Annotated in this window: 17 protein-coding genes; 8 read left to right on the top strand and 9 right to left on the bottom strand. The window is 71.5% G+C overall.

Translation table 11 applies throughout. The annotated features are described in order from the left end of the window. Positions 1–15: 15 nt before the first annotated feature. Positions 16–999 carry a sugar phosphate isomerase/epimerase family protein gene (locus tag Asi02nite_RS01500; RefSeq protein ID WP_203710252.1) on the bottom strand — a complete coding sequence of 328 codons (984 nt, stop codon included), beginning with the start codon at positions 997–999 and terminating at the stop codon, positions 16–18. Between the two features lie 131 nt (positions 1,000–1,130). On the opposite strand from Asi02nite_RS01500, the gene Asi02nite_RS01495 reads away from it, so the two are divergent. Continuing rightward, positions 1,131–2,162 (top strand): glutathione S-transferase family protein, encoded by a 1,032-nt coding sequence (locus Asi02nite_RS01495; protein WP_239126397.1) that lies wholly within the window; start codon positions 1,131–1,133, stop codon positions 2,160–2,162. Between the two features lie 43 nt (positions 2,163–2,205). Further along, positions 2,206–3,549 (top strand): MFS transporter, encoded by a 1,344-nt coding sequence (locus tag Asi02nite_RS01490; protein WP_203710250.1) that lies wholly within the window; start codon positions 2,206–2,208, stop codon positions 3,547–3,549. On the opposite strand, the gene Asi02nite_RS01485 is transcribed toward Asi02nite_RS01490, so the two are convergent. Next, positions 3,546–4,007, bottom strand: a complete 462-nt coding sequence (locus tag Asi02nite_RS01485; protein ID WP_203710249.1) for an SRPBCC domain-containing protein — start codon at positions 4,005–4,007, stop codon at positions 3,546–3,548. The genes Asi02nite_RS01490 and Asi02nite_RS01485 overlap by 4 nt on opposite strands. Before the next feature lie 89 nt (positions 4,008–4,096). Between Asi02nite_RS01485 and Asi02nite_RS01480 the strand changes: the two genes are divergently transcribed. After that, entirely contained in the window at positions 4,097–5,326 is a 1,230-nt protein-coding gene (locus tag Asi02nite_RS01480; RefSeq protein ID WP_203710248.1) for an alpha/beta hydrolase family protein, read from the top strand. On the opposite strand, the gene Asi02nite_RS01475 is transcribed toward Asi02nite_RS01480, so the two are convergent. Further along, positions 5,323–5,760 carry a hypothetical protein gene (locus Asi02nite_RS01475; protein ID WP_203710247.1) on the bottom strand — a complete coding sequence of 146 codons (438 nt, stop codon included), beginning with the start codon at positions 5,758–5,760 and terminating at the stop codon, positions 5,323–5,325. The two genes, Asi02nite_RS01480 and Asi02nite_RS01475, sit on opposite strands and share 4 nt — an antisense overlap. Before the next feature lie 75 nt (positions 5,761–5,835). Continuing rightward, a complete protein-coding gene (locus Asi02nite_RS01470) occupies positions 5,836–6,582 on the bottom strand; it encodes a hypothetical protein (protein ID WP_203710246.1) in 747 nt (248 codons plus the stop codon). A gap of 139 nt (positions 6,583–6,721) precedes the next feature. On the opposite strand from Asi02nite_RS01470, the gene Asi02nite_RS01465 reads away from it, so the two are divergent. Continuing rightward, complete coding sequence (locus Asi02nite_RS01465) at positions 6,722–7,486, top strand: maleylpyruvate isomerase family mycothiol-dependent enzyme (RefSeq protein ID WP_203710245.1); 765 nt, start codon at positions 6,722–6,724, stop codon at positions 7,484–7,486. Here Asi02nite_RS01465 and Asi02nite_RS01460 read toward each other — a convergent pair. Further along, positions 7,483–8,031, bottom strand: a complete 549-nt coding sequence (locus tag Asi02nite_RS01460) for a DUF305 domain-containing protein (RefSeq protein WP_203710244.1) — start codon at positions 8,029–8,031, stop codon at positions 7,483–7,485. The two genes, Asi02nite_RS01465 and Asi02nite_RS01460, sit on opposite strands and share 4 nt — an antisense overlap. 109 nt (positions 8,032–8,140) lie before the next feature. Continuing rightward, the gene (locus tag Asi02nite_RS01455; RefSeq protein WP_203710243.1) at positions 8,141–8,857 is read right to left on the bottom strand and encodes a lytic polysaccharide monooxygenase; all 717 of its coding nucleotides are present in this window, start codon (positions 8,855–8,857) and stop codon (positions 8,141–8,143) included. A 119-nt stretch (positions 8,858–8,976) separates the two neighbouring features. On the opposite strand from Asi02nite_RS01455, the gene Asi02nite_RS01450 reads away from it, so the two are divergent. Together Asi02nite_RS01450 and Asi02nite_RS01445 are read left to right on the top strand one after the other, a co-directional pair. Next, entirely contained in the window at positions 8,977–9,699 is a 723-nt protein-coding gene (locus tag Asi02nite_RS01450) for a hypothetical protein (RefSeq protein WP_203710242.1), read from the top strand. Between the two features lie 77 nt (positions 9,700–9,776). Next, positions 9,777–10,232 (top strand): hypothetical protein, encoded by a 456-nt coding sequence (locus tag Asi02nite_RS01445; RefSeq protein WP_203710241.1) that lies wholly within the window; start codon positions 9,777–9,779, stop codon positions 10,230–10,232. A gap of 389 nt (positions 10,233–10,621) precedes the next feature. On the opposite strand, the gene ctaD is transcribed toward Asi02nite_RS01445, so the two are convergent. The 3 genes from ctaD to Asi02nite_RS01430 all read right to left on the bottom strand — a co-directional run bounded on the left by ctaD (position 10,622) and on the right by Asi02nite_RS01430 (position 14,263). After that, positions 10,622–12,370 carry an aa3-type cytochrome oxidase subunit I gene (gene ctaD / locus Asi02nite_RS01440; protein WP_203710240.1) on the bottom strand — a complete coding sequence of 583 codons (1,749 nt, stop codon included), beginning with the start codon at positions 12,368–12,370 and terminating at the stop codon, positions 10,622–10,624. A gap of 93 nt (positions 12,371–12,463) precedes the next feature. Then, positions 12,464–12,991, bottom strand: coding sequence for a cupin domain-containing protein (locus Asi02nite_RS01435; RefSeq protein WP_203710239.1), 528 nt, complete (start codon positions 12,989–12,991; stop codon positions 12,464–12,466). Between the two features lie 93 nt (positions 12,992–13,084). After that, positions 13,085–14,263, bottom strand: coding sequence for an FAD-dependent monooxygenase (locus Asi02nite_RS01430; RefSeq protein ID WP_203710238.1), 1,179 nt, complete (start codon positions 14,261–14,263; stop codon positions 13,085–13,087). Positions 14,264–14,347: 84 nt separating this feature from the next. Between Asi02nite_RS01430 and Asi02nite_RS01425 the strand changes: the two genes are divergently transcribed. Together Asi02nite_RS01425 and Asi02nite_RS01420 are read left to right on the top strand one after the other, a co-directional pair. Next, positions 14,348–15,049, top strand: a complete 702-nt coding sequence (locus Asi02nite_RS01425) for a TetR/AcrR family transcriptional regulator (protein WP_203710237.1) — start codon at positions 14,348–14,350, stop codon at positions 15,047–15,049. A gap of 171 nt (positions 15,050–15,220) precedes the next feature. Beyond that, a complete protein-coding gene (locus Asi02nite_RS01420) occupies positions 15,221–15,967 on the top strand; it encodes an acetate uptake transporter (RefSeq protein ID WP_203710236.1) in 747 nt (248 codons plus the stop codon). The last annotated feature ends 13 nt before the right edge of the window (positions 15,968–15,980 follow it).

Genomic DNA, 15,980 nt, shown 5'->3' with positions numbered 1-15,980 from the left:
TCGGCCGATCCCGCGTCAGAACCTGAGGTTGGCCAGGTAGTTGTAACCCACCCGGGCCGTGTCGATCGCCTGGATGGGCTGGCGCGGCGTGGTGCCGGCGTCGTCGCGTTCCACGATGAACTCGTCGATGCCCGCCTCGCGGCCGTGCCGGAAGATCCGGGCGAAGTCGATCAGACCCTGCCCGGCGTCCTCGAACGAGCCGTCGGCGTTCATGTCCTTGACGTGGAACTGCTTGATCCGGCCACGGTTGGCCTGGATGACGTCGACCGGGTCGTGCGCGCCCCGGGTCACCCAGAACAGGTCGACCTCGAGGTGCACCAGGTCAGGGTCGGTCTCCTCGGTCAGGATGTCCCAGCCGGTGGTGGTGCCACCATCGAGGCGGAAGAACTCGAAGTGGTGGTTGTGGTAGCCGAAGCGCAGCCCGGCCTTGCGTGCCAGCGCGCCCGCCTTGTTGAGGTCGCGGGCGAACGCCCGGTAGGTCGCCGAGTCGCGGATGACGCCGTTGGCGCCGACGCCGAAGAACGGGTGCACGATGTAGCGCTGGCGCAGCAGCCGGGCGTCGGCCAGCGCGGCCTGCCAGGTGGCGGCGTCGAACGGCTGGGGAATGCCGACGTGGCCGGAGGTCGCCCGCAGCCCGACGGCGTCGAGCGCGGCCTTGAACTGGGCGGCGGTGCGGCCGACGAACCCGGCGTGCTCGACCCGGGTGTAGCCGATGTCGGCGAGCGCCCGCAGCGTCCCCGGCAGGTCGGCCGCGAGCTGGTCACGCAGGGTGTAGAGCTGCACGCTGATCTGGTCGCGGGGCACCCGGCCGGGCCGGCCACCGCCGTGTGCCGCGCTGGCCGGGCTCGCGCCGGCCGCCATGCCGCCGACGGCTCCGACGGCCCCCGCCGCCGCCGCGACGCCCGCGGCCCGCAGCGCACCGCGCCGGGTCAGGGTGTGCAACTGCTCCGCGGCCATCGGCGCGACGTTCTGGTGTGCTTCGTGGTCGTTGACGCACATGGATGGATGCCTCCTGGGCGTTCGGGACGGAAACTCGACCATCATCGATGCTCGGTCAAGCTACCGCGCTCCGCACCTGGAGAGGAAGATCAGACGGGCAGTCTGCCGGTGCGCGAGGCAGTATGGGACCCATGCCGGAAGCCACCACCGAGTCCGGGGTCTATGTCGACCCGGCCGGCGAGTTCACCCGTGACCAGCGCTACATCGCCACCCGGATCACCCGGGACGGCCGGGACGGTTACCCCGTGGAGCCCGGCCGCTACCGCCTGGTGGTGAGCCGCGCGTGTCCGTGGGCGAGCCGGGCGGTGATCGTCCGCCGGCTGCTCGGGCTCGAGGACGCGATCTCCATGGCCATCGCCGGGCCGACCCACGACAAGCGGAGCTGGACGTTCGACCTGGCCCCGGGCGGGCGCGACCCCGTGCTCGGCTACGAGCGGCTGCAGGAGGCGTTCTTCAAGCGTTTCCCCGGGTACGACCGCGGCATCACCGTGCCGGCGATGGTCGACGAGACCACGGGCGAGGTGGTCACCAACGACTACCCGTGGATCACCATCGACATGTCGCTGGAGTGGGGCGCCTACCACCGCGACGACGCGCCCGACCTCTACCCGGAGGCGCTCCGGCCGGAGATCGACGCCGTCAACGAGGTGGTCTTCAAGGACGTCAACAACGGCGTCTACCGGTGCGGCTTCGCCGGCACGCAGGAGGCCTACGACAAGGCGTACACGCGGCTCTTCGATCGGCTCGACTGGCTCTCGGACCGGCTGGCCGACCAGCGCTACCTGGTCGGCGACACGATCACCGAGGCCGACGTGCGGCTGTTCACCACGCTGGTCCGGTTCGACCCGGTCTATCACGGGCACTTCAAGTGCAACCGACAGAAGCTGACCGAGATGCCGGTGCTCTGGGCGTACGCGCGGGACCTGTTCACGACGCCCGGGTTCGGCGACACCGTCGACTTCGACCACATCAAGCGGCACTACTACGAGGTGCACCGCGACATCAACCCGACCGGGATCGTGCCGCTCGGCCCGGACCTGGCCGGCTGGCTCACCCCGCACGACCGCGAGAAGCTGGGTGGCCGCCCGTTCGGCGACGGCACCCCGCCCGGGCCGGTGCGGGCCGACGAGGTGGTCCCGCCGGAGCACACGCCGCTGCGCTGAATTCGGTTGACCTCAAGCGGGCTTGAGGTCGGATCATCGTGCGGTGACCGCCACCCTCGCCGAACCGCGCGCCAGCCTGCTCACCCGCCGATACGCCCTGGCCACGGTCGGCTCGACCAGCCTGGTGTTCCTGGCCGCGTTCGAGGCGCTGGCGATCACCACGGTGATGCCGGCGATCACCGCGGACCTCGACGGGCGGGCGCTCTACTCGCTGGCGTTCGTGGCCGCCACCGCGACCGGCGTGGTCGGGATGGTGGTCGCGGGCGCCTGGGCCGACCGGCGCGGGCCGCGCTGGGCGCTGCTGACGGCGATCGCGGTCTTCGCGCTGGGTCTGGCCGTGGCCGGCACCGCGCCGACGATGCCGGTCTTCGTCGCCGGCCGCCTGCTGCAGGGCCTGGGCGCCGGCGGCATCACCGTCGCCCTGTACGTGCTGGTGGCCGCCGTCTACCCGGCGGACCTGCACCCGCGGATCTTCGGCCTGTTCGCCGCGGCCTGGGTGGTGCCCTCGATGGTCGGGCCGTTCGTCGCCGGGCTGGTCGCCGACGCGTGGAGCTGGCACTGGGTCTTCCTCGGCGTGCTCGTGCTGGTCGGGGCCGCCACCCTGCTCACCCTGCCGGCGCTGCGCGGCGCGCTGCCGGGCGGCGACCCCGGTGCGGCGCGCGACGGCCGGCGGATCGCCGCGGCCGCGGTAGTCGCCGGCGGCGCGGTCACGGCCGGCCTGGCCAGCGACCTCCCGGACGCGCGGGGCTGGCTGCTGGCGGCCGTGGCGATCGCGGCCGTGGTGGTCACGGTGCGCCGGCTGCTGCCGCCCGACACGTTCCGGGCGCGGCCCGGCCTGCCCGCGGCGGTGCTGCTCAGCGCCGCCGCCGGCGGCACGTTCTTCAGCACCGAGGTCTACCTGCCGCTGCTGCTGCACGACCGGTACGGCCTGCCGAGCTGGCTGTCCGGCTTCACGCTGACCGTCGGGGCGATCTCCTGGGCCACCGGGTCGCACGTCCAGGGCCGGCTCGGCTGGACCGACGCGGCGGTGATGCGGCTCGGCACGCTGTTCCTCGCCGCCGGCGCCGCCGCGGAGTTGCTCACCGCGCTGTTCACCCCGCACTGGCTGTTCGTCGGCGCCGGCTGGCTGCTGGCGGGCGGCGGGATGGGGCTCATCTACCCGCGGGTCAGCACGCTGGTGCTGGCCGCGTCGGCGCCCGGCACCCAGGGTTTCAACACGGCGGCGAAGAGCATCGCCGACGTGGTCGGGGGCAGCCTCGCGCTCGCGGTCACCGGCCTGATCTTCCAGTCGCTGGCCGGCATCGGGGCGTGGTGGTCGTTCGCCGGCACGCTGGCCCTCTCCACGCTGCTCGGCGGCGCCGCCGTCGTGGTCGCCCGGCGGGTCTAGGCGGCCGCCCGGGCGCGGTAGGACTCCAGGACCATCGTCCAGCCGCCGTCGGCGGCGAAGCGGGCGTGGTCGGCGGACTGGTCGGGGTGCCAGCCGCTGTGCTCCAGGCGGACGTCGGTGACCGAACCGTCGGGCGTGAAGCTCACGTCGACCAGCGTCGCGCCCGGGGTGCGCAGCCCGTGCGTCCAGCTCAGCGCGACCCGGGAGGCCAGCTCCCAGATGCCCACCTCGCCCCACGCGTGCTCGGTGCCGTCACCGGACCGCTCGTAGACCCGACCGCCGACCCGCGGCTCCAGCACCACGCCGGCCAGCGCCTCGCCGGAGGCCGTGAACGCCCGCGGCCACCAGTCGCCGATCCGCGCCGTGAACAGGTCGAACGCCTCCGTCGGCCCCAGCGGCACCACCAGCTCCCGGACGATCGGCGGCAGCGCCGAGTCCTCGTACGCCCGACTGGTCATGATCCGTTTCTCCTGACGTTTCGGCTTTCACCAGCCTGCCAGTCCGGGGCGTGCGACGCTGGCCAGAGGCCCAGCCCGAGGAGGTTCCGATGACCAGGATCGGCGCCAAGGACGAGCTGTTCGGCGCGCAGACGCTGCGCACCATGGGCCACACCCCGTACGGGGGCGCCGACATCGGCGAGTGCCTGGCCACGCTGGCCCGGGTCCAGGGCACCGACCTGGACAGCTGGTACAACGAGTGGACCCTGACCGCCAACCGCGTCCAGGCGCTGGCCGAGGCGGAGGAGACGGCGGGGCACACCGAGAGCGCCCGGCTGGCGTACTGGCGGGCGTCGAACTACTTCCGCAACGCGGGCACGATGATGCTCGGCGCGCCGCTCGACCGCCGGGCGGTGGAGGCCAACCTGCGGCAGACCGACGCGTTCCGGCGCGGCGCCGCGCTGATGCCGTCGCCGCCGCGGCAGGTGGAGATCCCGTTCGGCGACCGCACCATGCCGGGGTACCTCTTCCGGACCGAGGGCGAGACCCGCGACCGGCCCCTGCTGATCTGCGTCGGCGGCTACGACGGCACCGCCGAGGAGCTCTACTTCTTCAACGGGGCGGCGGCGCTGGCCCGCGGCTACGACGTGCTGACCTTCGACGGGCCGGGCCAGGGCGCGGCGCTGCTGCAGCGCGGCATGGTCATGCGGCCGGACTACGAGAACGTGCTCACGCCGGTGGTCGACTTCGTGCTCGAGCAGGCCGCGATCGACGTCAACCGGATCGCGCTGATCGGCCTGAGCCTCGGCGGCTACCTCGCGCCGCGCGCGGCCAGCGGCGAGCACCGGCTGGCCGCGTGCATCGCCGACGGCGGCCAGTACGACCTGTTCGACTCGGTGCTGAAGCTGATGCCGGGACCGGTCGCGCGCGGCTTCGCCGAGGGGCGCCCGTCGTCGACGGCGGTCCTGCGCCGGGTGCTGCGCGGGTTCGAGCGGCGGTCGACCGCCGGCTGGTCGCTGCGCCGGGGTCAGCTCGTGCACGGCGCGGCCGACGCGGTGACCTACATCGACATGCTCCGGGACTACACGATGAAGGGCCGGGCCGGGCGGATCACCTGCCCGATGCTGGTCTGCCACGCCGAGGGCGACCCGCTGGGGGCGCAGGCGCCGGAGCTGTACGACGCGCTGACGACGCGCAAGCAGCTCATCACGTTCACGGTGGCCGAGGGGGCGGGCGACCACTGCGAGGCGGGGGCGCGGACGCTGTTCCACGCGCGGGCGTTCGGGTGGCTGGACTCGATCCTGCGCCCGGCGTCGGTGCTCAGCGGGACGGGTTACTAGGTCGGTCCCTTCTCGTGGCCCCGACGGCCTTTCGTGCGGCGGCGGTCCTTCATCTCGGCCTCGTAGATGTGCCGCCGGCCGCCGGCGAGCTCGTCGCGGGCCCGGGTCTCGACGTTGCGGAAGGCCGCGTAGTAGCCGGCGTCGTAGTCCTCGACGATCTGGTAGGTCCACCGGCCCTCGATGACGTTGCGGCCGATCAGCTCGTCCCGCACGGTGTCGGCCAGCTCGTCGTGGCCGGCTTGGCGGAGCAGGTCGACGGCCTCGTCCAGCATCAGGTCGGCGTGGCCGGTGAGCTGGTGCAGGGAGTAGAGGTGGCCGCGTACCCGCTCGACCGTCTCCAGCGCCTCGCTGAGCTTGCCGAGAGCGGCGACCGTGTCGTCGTCCATGCCGGGCAGGCGGCTGTGCTGATCTGTCACGGGTCGGTACCTACCCATTCCCTGCCTCGGAAACGCCTCGGCATGCGGCGGTGGAGCCGCCCGGCGTCGGGCGACTCCACCTTCGTTTTGTGCTCAGGCCGCGTGCTTGCCGCGGCGGCGGGTGCGGGTCGCGGCGACGACGACCGCGCCGCCGGCGAGCAGCACCAGGCCACCCGCGACCACCGGCACCGGGTCGGGACCCGGCGTGACCGGCAGCTGGCCGCCGGGCACCGTCAGGTTGTCGACCGCGGCGACCTCGTTAGGAGCGCCGGGCAGGCTCTGCCGGGCGACGATCTTGTAGCGGCCGGGACGGAGGTTCGGCGAGATGGTGCACTGCCACCAGCCGTTCTGGTTGACGGTGGTGTTGCACCGGCCGGCGACGCCGCCGCTCTCGGGCTCGTTGCCGTGGTTCTGCCACTGGTTGTTGTTGCCCTGCTGGTTGTTGCTGCCGGGCTGGTTGTTGCCCGGCTGGTTGGCGCCGTTGTTGCCCGGGCCGTTGCCGGGGCCATTGCCGGGGCCGTTGCCCGGGCCACTGCCGGGGCCGTTGCCGGGCTGGTTGGCGCCGGGCGCGTTGCCGTTGCCGCCGCCCGGCCGGTTGCCGTTGTTGTTGTTGTAGTGGTGGTTGCCGTTGTTGTTGCCCTGGCTGATCGCCTCGACAGCCACCTGGGCACCAGGCCGGCCGAGACCCTTGACGGTCGGCGAGTTCGGAATGTTCGAGCCGCTCTGCGGACTCGTGATCTGGAAGCCGGGACCATCCGACGCGAACGCCGGCGCTCCCAGCGCCAGCCCGATCCCGACCACCGCCGCGCCCAAGCCCACCCTCGTGCGCAGTTTCCCCATTGGTTTCTCCCTTCACAACACTCCCAGGCCCGAATATATGCGGGAAACTTCGCATCTAAGGCGAATCTCGGAAGTTCGGGCAATCGCGACCGATCGCCCGGCGTGTCGCGCTTAGCTTTCTAAGAGGGAGGTGATCGCGATGGCCACGGACACCCGTCCGCACGCACTGAGCCGGAGCCGCGCCGCGGGCGTCGCCGCCGCGGAGCTTCGGTCGTTCCTGGCCGCGGTGGCCGCACTCGACGAAACGGACTGGGTACGGGCCACGGACTGCCGAGGCTGGACGGTCAAGGACGTCGTTGCGCACGTCTGCGGCCAGTACGAGGAGCTCGCCCGGCCGACGGTGCTGCTGCGCCGGATCCGCATGGCCAAAAAGCGCTATCCCGACCTGATCGCGCTCGACGGCCACAACCAGGTGCAGCTCGACGACCTGGGCCGGCTGCAGCCGGCTGAGCTCTACGCCCACCTGGCCAAGAACGGCCCAGTCGCGATCCGACGCGTACGCCTGATGCCCGGTCTGTTCCGGCGCATCTCGACGGACCGGTTCTTCCCCGAGTCGCCGCTGCAGGAGCCCAACCTCGGCTACCTCGCCGACGTGGTGCTGCCCCGGGACACCTGGATGCACCGGCTGGAGCTGGCCCGGGCGACCAGCCGGGTGTTCGACGTGGACGAGCACGACTTCGAGATCGTCGGCCAGGTGGTCCGGGACCTCGACCGGGGCTGGAAGCGGCCGCCGCTGCGGCTCGAGCTGACCGGGCCGGCGGGCGGCGTCTGGGAGATCGGCCGGGGGGCGCCGGTCGAGGCGGTCACCGCCGACACGCTGGCGATGATGCTGCACCTGTCGGGCCGCGACGGCGTCGACCTGCCGCCGGACAGCCCGCTCGAGGCCGCCCGGGTCGTCTTCTAGCCGACCATCCGTAGCAGGCGCTGGATCTGGGCGCGGACCGTCTCCTCGGTGCGGGCGGCCAGCTCGCGGGTCGCGGGGTCGATGCCCGTCGCGGCCTCCATCCGGGCCAGCTCCACCGCCCCGTGCTGGTGACCGGTCAGCATGGTCAGGAAAGCGGTGTCGAACTCGCGGCCCGTGAGCCCGGCCAGCTTGATCAGCTCGGCCTCGTCGAGCAGCGGGAGCCCGCCGTGCTCCGCGTGCGCGCCCGCGTGGGCCGCGGACACCAGCGGCTGGCCCCAGCCGGTGAGCCGGTCGCGGATGGTGGCGGTCTCGGTCGCCTGGGCGGAGGCCAACTCGGTCGCGACGGCTTTGACCGCGGGGTCGGCGGCCTGCTTCTCCCCCAGCGCCAGCAGCTTCGCGGCGGGCTCGTGGTGGGCGAGCATCATCTGGAGGAACATCACGTCGGTGTCGTTGTAGGACGGTGGCGCCGCCGCGGCCTGCTGGCCCGCGCCACAGCCGGCGAGCAGCACGAGCAGGGCCGCCAGCCCCAGAACCCGCAGCTTCATTGTGGAACCGCCTCCATCCCGACGCTGTGCTGGCCCGCGGTCCGAGCGGTGGTGCGGTGCCGACCCCGCGCCGCCGGTTCGTCAGCGGTGGCGCGGGGTCGTTCGGTGCCTACGAGCAGGCGCCCTGGTCGCGCCAGACGCCCCACTCGCCGGTGGTGCCGGGCGTCTCGCCCTGCGTCCACCACTGGGCCTGCCAGCGCCGGCCGTTGTGCGAGACGACCGCGCCGCCGTTGTAGACCGCGCTCGCGCTCCACGGGCTGCCGCACGTCGCCGGCGGCGGGTTCGTCGGCGGCGGGTTGGTGCCGCCACCGCCGCCGCTGCCGACCTGGAGGTCGACGCAGGCGTAGAAGGCCATCGCGGTGTCCGCGACGTTCCAGCGGGCCAGCACGGTGAGCCGGCCGGTGCGGCCGCCGAGACTGACGTTGTGCGACTTGGTCGCGCCGGGTTGCGCCCCACGGTCGTCGAAGACCGCGATGCGGGTGCCGCCGACGAAGTACTCCCAGGTGCTGGTGGCGTGCCGGGCGGTGATCACCCAGTTGAAGGTCACGTTCTGCCCGACGGACGTCGCGGGCCAGTTGCGGCTGTTGTCGTTGAGGACACCGAACCGGCTGCCGCCACCGTTGCACTGCATCGAGCCCTTGGGCGCCTCGACGCTCTGCGGCTCGTACACGATGTCACCGCAGTTGGCGACCCGCCCCTGCGCGCACATCGCCTGCCGGCTGGCCGGTGAGGAGATGTAGCCGTGCGCCTGCGCCGGCGCGGCCAGGAACATCGAGACCAGCAGGGCGGCGACGGTCAACACGGGAAGCATGATGCGTCTACGCATGAAGTCCTCCTCACTTCATAGAGCGATACCGATCCCTTCCTGGCCACACCATAAGGTAAACAAACCTAACAGTAAATAGACCTAACGAAATTTTTCGATGCCTTCGTACACTGTGGGTCGTGCCGGCAGTTCCGTGGTGGCGGGCCGCTCCGGCCCGCGGCGCCTACGTGGTTCTCGGCGCCGCGAGCGGGCTGGCGATCGCACTCTGGTCGACCCACCGGGGCAGCGACCTCTGGGTGGTCTGGGCTGGCATGGCGATCGGCCTGACCACAGCGAGCGGCGCGGTCTTCGGGTACGGCCTGGCGCGCTGGCCGGAGATCCTCGCGGCGGGCGCGGTCAGGCGATCGGCCGTGCTCCGGTACGTGGCCCTGCTCGGCTGCGCCAGCCTGCTGCTGTTCGCGGTGAGCCTGGCGGTGTCCGCCTCCGCACCTGGCACGGAGGTCGTCGCCCGCCGCCCGATCGGACTGCTGCTGGTGACACTCGCGGTGTTGGCGGCAGTCCCTGTGGCGGCGGGCCTGGCGGCGATCCGCGAGCGCGCCTTCGCGATTGCGAGGGACGAGCAGGTCAGTCCGACCGCAACCCACGAACCGCCCGACACAACCTCGCCCCACGGACAGGTCCACGCGACCGCAACTCCGACCACGTCGCCACGACCGCAACCCACCAACCGCCTGACGCCACCGCAAGCCGCGAGCAGGTCGGCACGACCGCCACCCACGAACCGGCCGACACCACCACGACCCACGAACGGACCGAAGCCGCCTTGGTCCAGGAGAAGGTCGCCGCCACTCCGGACCGCGAAGGAACCGGGACCACCCTGGCGCATGAACGGCTTGACGTAACCGCAACCCGCGACCAAACCGGCGCAACCGCAACCCACCAAACTGCCCGCACCGCCGTGCGCGGCGAGCGAGTTGGCGTGACCGCGAGACAGGCGCCGCCGTGTGGTGTCCGTGTCGATGCTGGGGAACGGGTCGAGGAGTTGCTCGCGCTTCGGCGGCTGCTGGCCGGTTCGCTCGGCGCCCTCGGCAGTCTGGTCACGTTGGCCACCCTGGCGTTGGGTGCGGCGCCCGCGCCGCGTGGGGCTGCGGCCGACGGTGTCATCGTCCTGTTCGGAGCGAATATGTCGCTGCTCATGGCGATCGCTTATGCCCCGGCGGCGACCGCCGTTCGCACCGCCGCCCGGAAGGTCTGCCGGGAGTTGGTGGCGCTGGCCGGCGCGCCCGCCGCCGACCTGCTCGATCGCGTGGCCCGGCGCCACGAGATCGAGCAGGTGCTCGGCGTCGACCGTGGGCTGCTGGCCGACCTTCAGTCCGGCGTGCTGGTCATCGCGCCCCTCCTGGCCGGCGCAGCCACGGTCTTCCTACCCGACTGAGCCGCGCGGCCGACCAGATGCTCGACGTCGACCGCAGGCCCGACCTTCAGACCGCCGTGCCGGTCATCGCGTCCCTGCTAACGAGCGCTGCCACAGTCTTCCTACCCCGCTCAGCCGCGCTGCCGCAGGCTCGACCTTCAGTCTGGCTTGCCGGTCATCGCGCCCCCGGCCGACGCCGCCACCCGGCTGAGCCGGGCGGGCGAACAGGTGCTCGCGTCGACCGCGGGCTCAACCTTCAGCCCGGCGTCCCGGTCATTGCGCACCGGCTGGGCCGCGCGGGTTCGCTCTGTGACCGTGACCCGCTGCGGAGGTCGCAGCGGAGCGAAGCGGAGCGGTGCCTGGCGGGAGCGACGGTCGCGCCCCACGCGGACCCGAGCCAGAAACAGCACCTATCGCCTCTGCTTGTCCTCCGGGTAGGAGGCGCCGCCGTCGGATTCGCGGGTGAAGGGCTTCGCCCCACCCTCCGGCGGCCCCGCGATCGACTGCGAGCCCGCCGCCAGTTCCGGGAACTTCGCGTCGAAGGCCGGTCGTTCCGAGCGGATCCGGGGCATCCTGTCAAAGTTGCGCAGCGGTGGTGGCGACGACGTCGCCCATTCCAGGGAATTGCCGTGCCCCCACGGGTCGTCGGCCAGCACCAGTGGGCCCGCCTTGTAGGCCTTCCAGCAGTTGTAGATGAACGGTAGCGTCGACGCCCCCAGAATGAACGCTCCGATCGTCGAGATCTCATTGAGCGTCGTGAAACCGTCGGTCGGGCGGTAGTCCGCGTAGCGCCGGGGCATGCCCTCGTTGCCCACCCAGTGTTGCACCAGGAACGTCGTGTGGAAGCCGATGAAGGTCAACCAGAAATGGATCTTCCCTAGGCGTTCGTCGAGCATCCGGCCGAACATCTTCGGGAACCAGAAATAGACCCCGGAATAGACGGCGAACACGATCGTTCCGAAGAGCACGTAATGGAAGTGCGCGACGACGAAGTACGAGTCGGAGACGTGCCAGTCCACCGGTGGGCTGGCCAGCAGCACGCCCGTCAGGCCGCCGAGCAGGAATGTCACCAGGAAGCCTACCGAGAACAGCATGGGTGTCTCGAAGGTGAGTTGGCCCCGCCACATCGTGCCGATCCAGTTGAAGAACTTCACACCGGTGGGTACGGCGATCAGATAGCTGAGGAAGCTGAAGAACGGCAGCAGCACCTGGCCCGTCGCGAACATGTGGTGCGCCCACACGCTCATCGACAGCGCCGCGATCGCGATGGTCGCACCGACGAGTCCCTTGTAGCCGAATACCGGCTTGCGGGAGAAGACCGGGATGACCTCGGTGACGATGCCGAAGAACGGCAGGGCGACGATGTAGACCTCGGGATGGCCGAAGAACCAGAACAGGTGCTGCCAGAGCAGCGGGCCGCCCGTCGACGGCTCGTAGACCTTGGCGTCGAGGATCCGGTCGGCGCCCAACGCGAACAGCGTGGCGGCCAGCAGCGGGAAGACGAAGATGACCAGCACACTGGTGATCAGGATGTTCCAGGTGAAGATCGGCATCCGGAACATCGTCATGCCGGGCGCGCGCAGCGTGACGATCGTCGTGATCATGTTGACCGCGCCCAGGATGGTGCCCAGGCCGGAGATGATCAGACCGAACACCCACATGTTCGGGCCGACGCCGGGCGAGTTCTCGACGTCGCTGAGCGGCGTGTAGGCGAACCAGCCGAAGTCGGCGGCGCCGCTCGGTGTCAGGAAGCTGATCAGGACCAGCGAACCACCGAACAGATACAGCCAGTACGCGAACGCGTTGAGCCGTGGGAACGACACGTCCGGCGCGCCGATCTGCAGCGGCACCACGAAGTTCGCGAAGGCGAACACGATCGGCGTCGCGAACAGCAGCAGCATGATCGTGCCGTGCATCGTGAAGAGCTGGTTGTACTGCTCCGTCGAGAGGAACTGCAGCCCGGGCCGGGCGAGTTCGGCGCGCATCAGCAGCGCCATGATCCCGCCCGCGACGAAGAAGCCGAACGCCGTGGTGAGATACAGGATTCCGATCTGCTTCGCGTCCGTCGTGCGGATCAGGCGGGCGAGTGCGTTCCCCCGCGGTTGATCGCGCATCGGCCATGGACGCGTGACGATCGGCTTTGGAACTACGGACGTCAAAGCGGGCCCCCGGGGTCGTCTGCCAACCAGCCTTGGGCCTAACGACCATGGCCGGCCGGCAGACGCGCCCCGATCGGGTGAGGCCCGCTCAGCTCACTCCGATTCGGGCAGGATGTCGACCTGTAGGTCGAGCGGCGCGATGTCCGCCATCATCTTCCCGAACCGCTCCATGCCCCAGGCCGGGATCGGCTGGCCCGGCACCGGCTCGTCGCCACCGACCACGAAGGACTCCTCCGCGCCGCCCGGACTGAACAGGAACAGCAGCTTCGCGGTGTGCAGGCCCTTGTTCTTGAACCGGTGGCGGATGCCCGGTGGCACGAAGACGAAATCGCCGGAGTGCGCGGTGTAGGTCTCGTCGCCGTCCAGGAACTCCAACTCGCCGTCGAGGAGGTAGAACGCCTCGCTCTCCTTGTTGTGCACGTGGGCGACCGGGCCACCGCCGGGCGGCACCGAGGCCTCGACGAAACCGAGAGCGCCGTTGGTGGTCCCGGCCGTGGCCTTGACCGAGTACATGTCGCCGGCGACCCAGCGCTGGATCCCCTCGCCCGCCGGCACGAAGACCGCTCCGCGCTTGGTGTAGCGCGGGTCGTCGGCGATCGCGTCCTGGAATGGAAGGCTCATGCGTACCCCGTTTCAAATGTTCTGACAGCCGTCAGATCTGACAACCGTCAGAACGCTAGCCCAGCGTCACCGTCGCGCGCGCCGTGATCCGGGTCACGGGTACTCGGGCAGGTCGGCCGACTTGGCCAGGGCCGTCGAGCTACTGACCAGTAGGCGGCGGACCGCGGCGCGACGGAACATCGTGTTGCGGAACCAGAGGCCCGCCCGGGTCGCCGGGGCCAGGAACCGACCGGGGCTCGCGCCCTTCTGCCACCGCCCCGCGTACGACCGCATCCGCTGCTCGTAGGCCGCGAACGCGGCCGTGACGTCACCACCGGTGCGGGCGAGCTCCCCCGCCAACACGTAGGCACCGACCACGCCCGTGCCGACGCCCATGCCGCCCAGGGTGACGCCCCACGCGGCATCGCCGAGCAGCACGATCCGTCCCTTGTGCACGGTCGGCACGGAGACCCGGCTGATCGCGTCGAAGTAGAGGTCCGGCGCGTCGGCGAGACCGGCGAGCAGGCGCGGCACGTGCCAGCCCAGTCCCCCGAACGCCGCCGCCACGGCCCGCTTCTGGGCGTCGGTGTCGAGCCAGCCGACGCGCAGCGGACCGGACGCCCAGACGACGAGCGCGCCGGCCGTTGCCGGGTCACGCTCGTCCGCCGCCACGCTCGCCATCCGGCCGGGCACGTTGTACTGCTGGGAGACGGTCATCGCGCCTACGTCGTTGGGCACGTCCCAGCCCGCGATGTGATAGCCGAGGTGCCGCACGAACCGCTCCTCGGGCCCCATCGCCAGCCGGCGCACGGTCGAGTGGATGCCGTCGGCGCCGACCACGGCGTCGTAGGTCGCTTCCCCACCACCCCGGAACGCGACCTCGACCCCGCCGGGACCGTCACGCAGCGCGGTGATCGAGTCGCCGAACACGTAGCGGACCCGGTCGGCGGAGCGTCGGTGCAGCACGGCCGTCAGGTCGCGCCGGCGCACCTCGATGTCGCCCCCGGCGAACGCGGCCGGGAGCTCGAAGATGGTCCGACCGGCGGCGTCGACCGTCCGCATCGCGCCGGCGTGGGTCTGCACCGCCCGCAGGTCGTCGAGGACACCGAGCCGCTCCAGCACGGCGAGGTGGGTCGGCCCGCGGAAGTCGACGGCGAACCCGCTGGTCCGCAGCCGCGGCGCGACCTCCACGACGGTGGTCTCGGCGCCCGCGTCGGCGAGCCGGCAGGCCAGCGCCGGCCCCGCGATGCCGGCACCCGACACCAGGACCCGGAACCCGCTGAGTGCGCTCATGCTCGATCTCCTTAACTGTGTCTGTCGGATACGGTTTACGATAGACACAGTTTTCGACCGACGGCAAGCCCTAAGGTGGCGGCGATGGACAAGCTGCTGTGGGAACCGGCGCCCGCGCCGCGGCGTGGACCGCGGCCGGCCTTCACGCTGGCCGACATCGCCCGCGCCGGCATCGAGATCGCCGACCGGGACGGGCTCGCCGCGCTCACCATGCAGCGGGTCGCGGACCAGCTCGGCGTGACCAAGATGGCCCTCTACCGGTACGTGCCGGGCAAGGCGGAGCTCGTCGCGCTGATGCTCGACCTCGGCCTCGGCGAGCCACCGGCGCTGCGCGGCCGCGACTGGCGCACGGACCTGGACGCCTGGTCGCACGCCCTGTTCGACGCGTTCGCCGCCCACCTGTGGGCGCTCGAGGCCGCGGTCGGTCCCCGGGTGATGGGCCCCAACGAGCTCGGCTGGCTCGAGGCGGCGGTGGCCAGCCTGACCGGCACCGGATTGCGCGGCGCCGAGATGCTCGACGTCGCCGTCACCCTGGTCGGCCACGTGCGCAACCTGGCCCAGCAGACCGCGGCCCTGCCGGCCGACGCGGAGGGCACGGTCGACGACGCGATCGCCCTGCTGGTCGCCGGCCGCGCGGAGCGCTTCCCCGCCCTGAGCGCGGCGCTGGGCGAGGCGCGCGGCGGCGGCGGGCAGAACCAGGCGCTCGAGTTCGGCCTCGCCCGCATCCTCGACGGCGTCGGCGTGTTGATCACCGACCGCAACAGCGGTCCCTCCCATCCCGGATAAAGGCGAACGGCTGGCGGCCCCGGGGCGCGATGAAATAGTGGAAATGCGCACGTGTCGGGCGCCGTCCGGTGGCGGCCCGGCCGCGTAGACCGGGTTGTGCACCGCCTCTTCCGCCACCGCAGGCGCACGCCACACGCGCGTCTGGCGTTGTCTGCCGAAGAGGGGGTCGCGATGACCGACCAGACACCCGCGATGGGCGAACCGAACCGGCCGCTCGGCGGCCGACCCGGGGACCCGCGCATGTCGATGCCCGAACAGGGGGTCGCGCGAGGGGAGGCCGCCGCCGAGTCGCGGGCCGGCACCCTCGGTGGCGTGGCCGACGCGCTTCCCCTGGGCCTGGCCGCGTTCGCACTGGCGACGTTCCTGTGGTCCGCGTTCAACGCGGGCTGGACGAACGGCACGATCGCCTGGCTGACCTTCGGCATCTTCGCCGGCGGCCTCGTCCAGTTGCTCGCCGGCATGTGGTCGTTCCGCAACCGCAACCTGTTCGGCACGGTCGCGTTCTCGATGTACGGCGCGTTCTATCTCGGCCTGGCGCTGTATCTGATCCTCGTCGCGCCGGGCGCTCCCGCCGCGGCGCAGCGCAACGACCTCGCCTGGATCTTCCTGGCGTTCGCGCTGTTCAACCTCTACCTGACCCTGTTCGCGAGTCAGGTCAACGAGGCGCTGTTCGCCCTGTTCTTCTTCCTGGGCGTCACCGAGGTCGTGCTCTGCATCGGCTTCTTCGTCGACAACGCCCAGGTCGTGCGGATCGGTGGGTACTTCGGCATCATCGCGGCGCTGATCGCCTGGTACGCCTCGTCGGCGGGCCTGCTCAACGGGATGCTGGGCCGCGACGTGCTCAAGGTGGGCCGCCCGCTGCACCTGAACCTGGAACGCCGGCTGGGGCAGCGGACCGCGGCGACCGGAGCGCGCTGACGCCGGCCCTCGC

Source organism: Asanoa siamensis, assembly GCF_016862555.1.
Lineage (GTDB): Bacteria > Actinomycetota > Actinomycetes > Mycobacteriales > Micromonosporaceae > Asanoa > Asanoa siamensis.
The sequence above is the reverse complement of the archived record's forward strand: the minus strand, read 5'-3'. Positions and strand labels throughout refer to the sequence as shown.

Coding starts and splice junctions, on each gene's coding strand:
- Asi02nite_RS01485 (WP_203710249.1), bottom strand. CDS start 4,007: ATGACCAGTCGGGCGTACGAGGACTCGGCGCTGCCGCCGATCGTCCGG.
- Asi02nite_RS01480 (WP_203710248.1), top strand. CDS start 4,097: ATGACCAGGATCGGCGCCAAGGACGAGCTGTTCGGCGCGCAGACGCTG.
- Asi02nite_RS01455 (WP_203710243.1), bottom strand. CDS start 8,857: ATGCGTAGACGCATCATGCTTCCCGTGTTGACCGTCGCCGCCCTGCTG.
- Asi02nite_RS01430 (WP_203710238.1), bottom strand. CDS start 14,263: ATGAGCGCACTCAGCGGGTTCCGGGTCCTGGTGTCGGGTGCCGGCATC.
- Asi02nite_RS01465 (WP_203710245.1), top strand. CDS start 6,722: ATGGCCACGGACACCCGTCCGCACGCACTGAGCCGGAGCCGCGCCGCG.
- Asi02nite_RS01475 (WP_203710247.1), bottom strand. CDS start 5,760: ATGGGTAGGTACCGACCCGTGACAGATCAGCACAGCCGCCTGCCCGGC.
- Asi02nite_RS01420 (WP_203710236.1), top strand. CDS start 15,221: ATGACCGACCAGACACCCGCGATGGGCGAACCGAACCGGCCGCTCGGC.
- Asi02nite_RS01460 (WP_203710244.1), bottom strand. CDS start 8,031: ATGAAGCTGCGGGTTCTGGGGCTGGCGGCCCTGCTCGTGCTGCTCGCC.
- Asi02nite_RS01495 (WP_239126397.1), top strand. CDS start 1,131: ATGCCGGAAGCCACCACCGAGTCCGGGGTCTATGTCGACCCGGCCGGC.
- Asi02nite_RS01435 (WP_203710239.1), bottom strand. CDS start 12,991: ATGAGCCTTCCATTCCAGGACGCGATCGCCGACGACCCGCGCTACACC.
- Asi02nite_RS01500 (WP_203710252.1), bottom strand. CDS start 999: ATGTGCGTCAACGACCACGAAGCACACCAGAACGTCGCGCCGATGGCC.
- Asi02nite_RS01425 (WP_203710237.1), top strand. CDS start 14,348: ATGGACAAGCTGCTGTGGGAACCGGCGCCCGCGCCGCGGCGTGGACCG.
- Asi02nite_RS01470 (WP_203710246.1), bottom strand. CDS start 6,582: ATGGGGAAACTGCGCACGAGGGTGGGCTTGGGCGCGGCGGTGGTCGGG.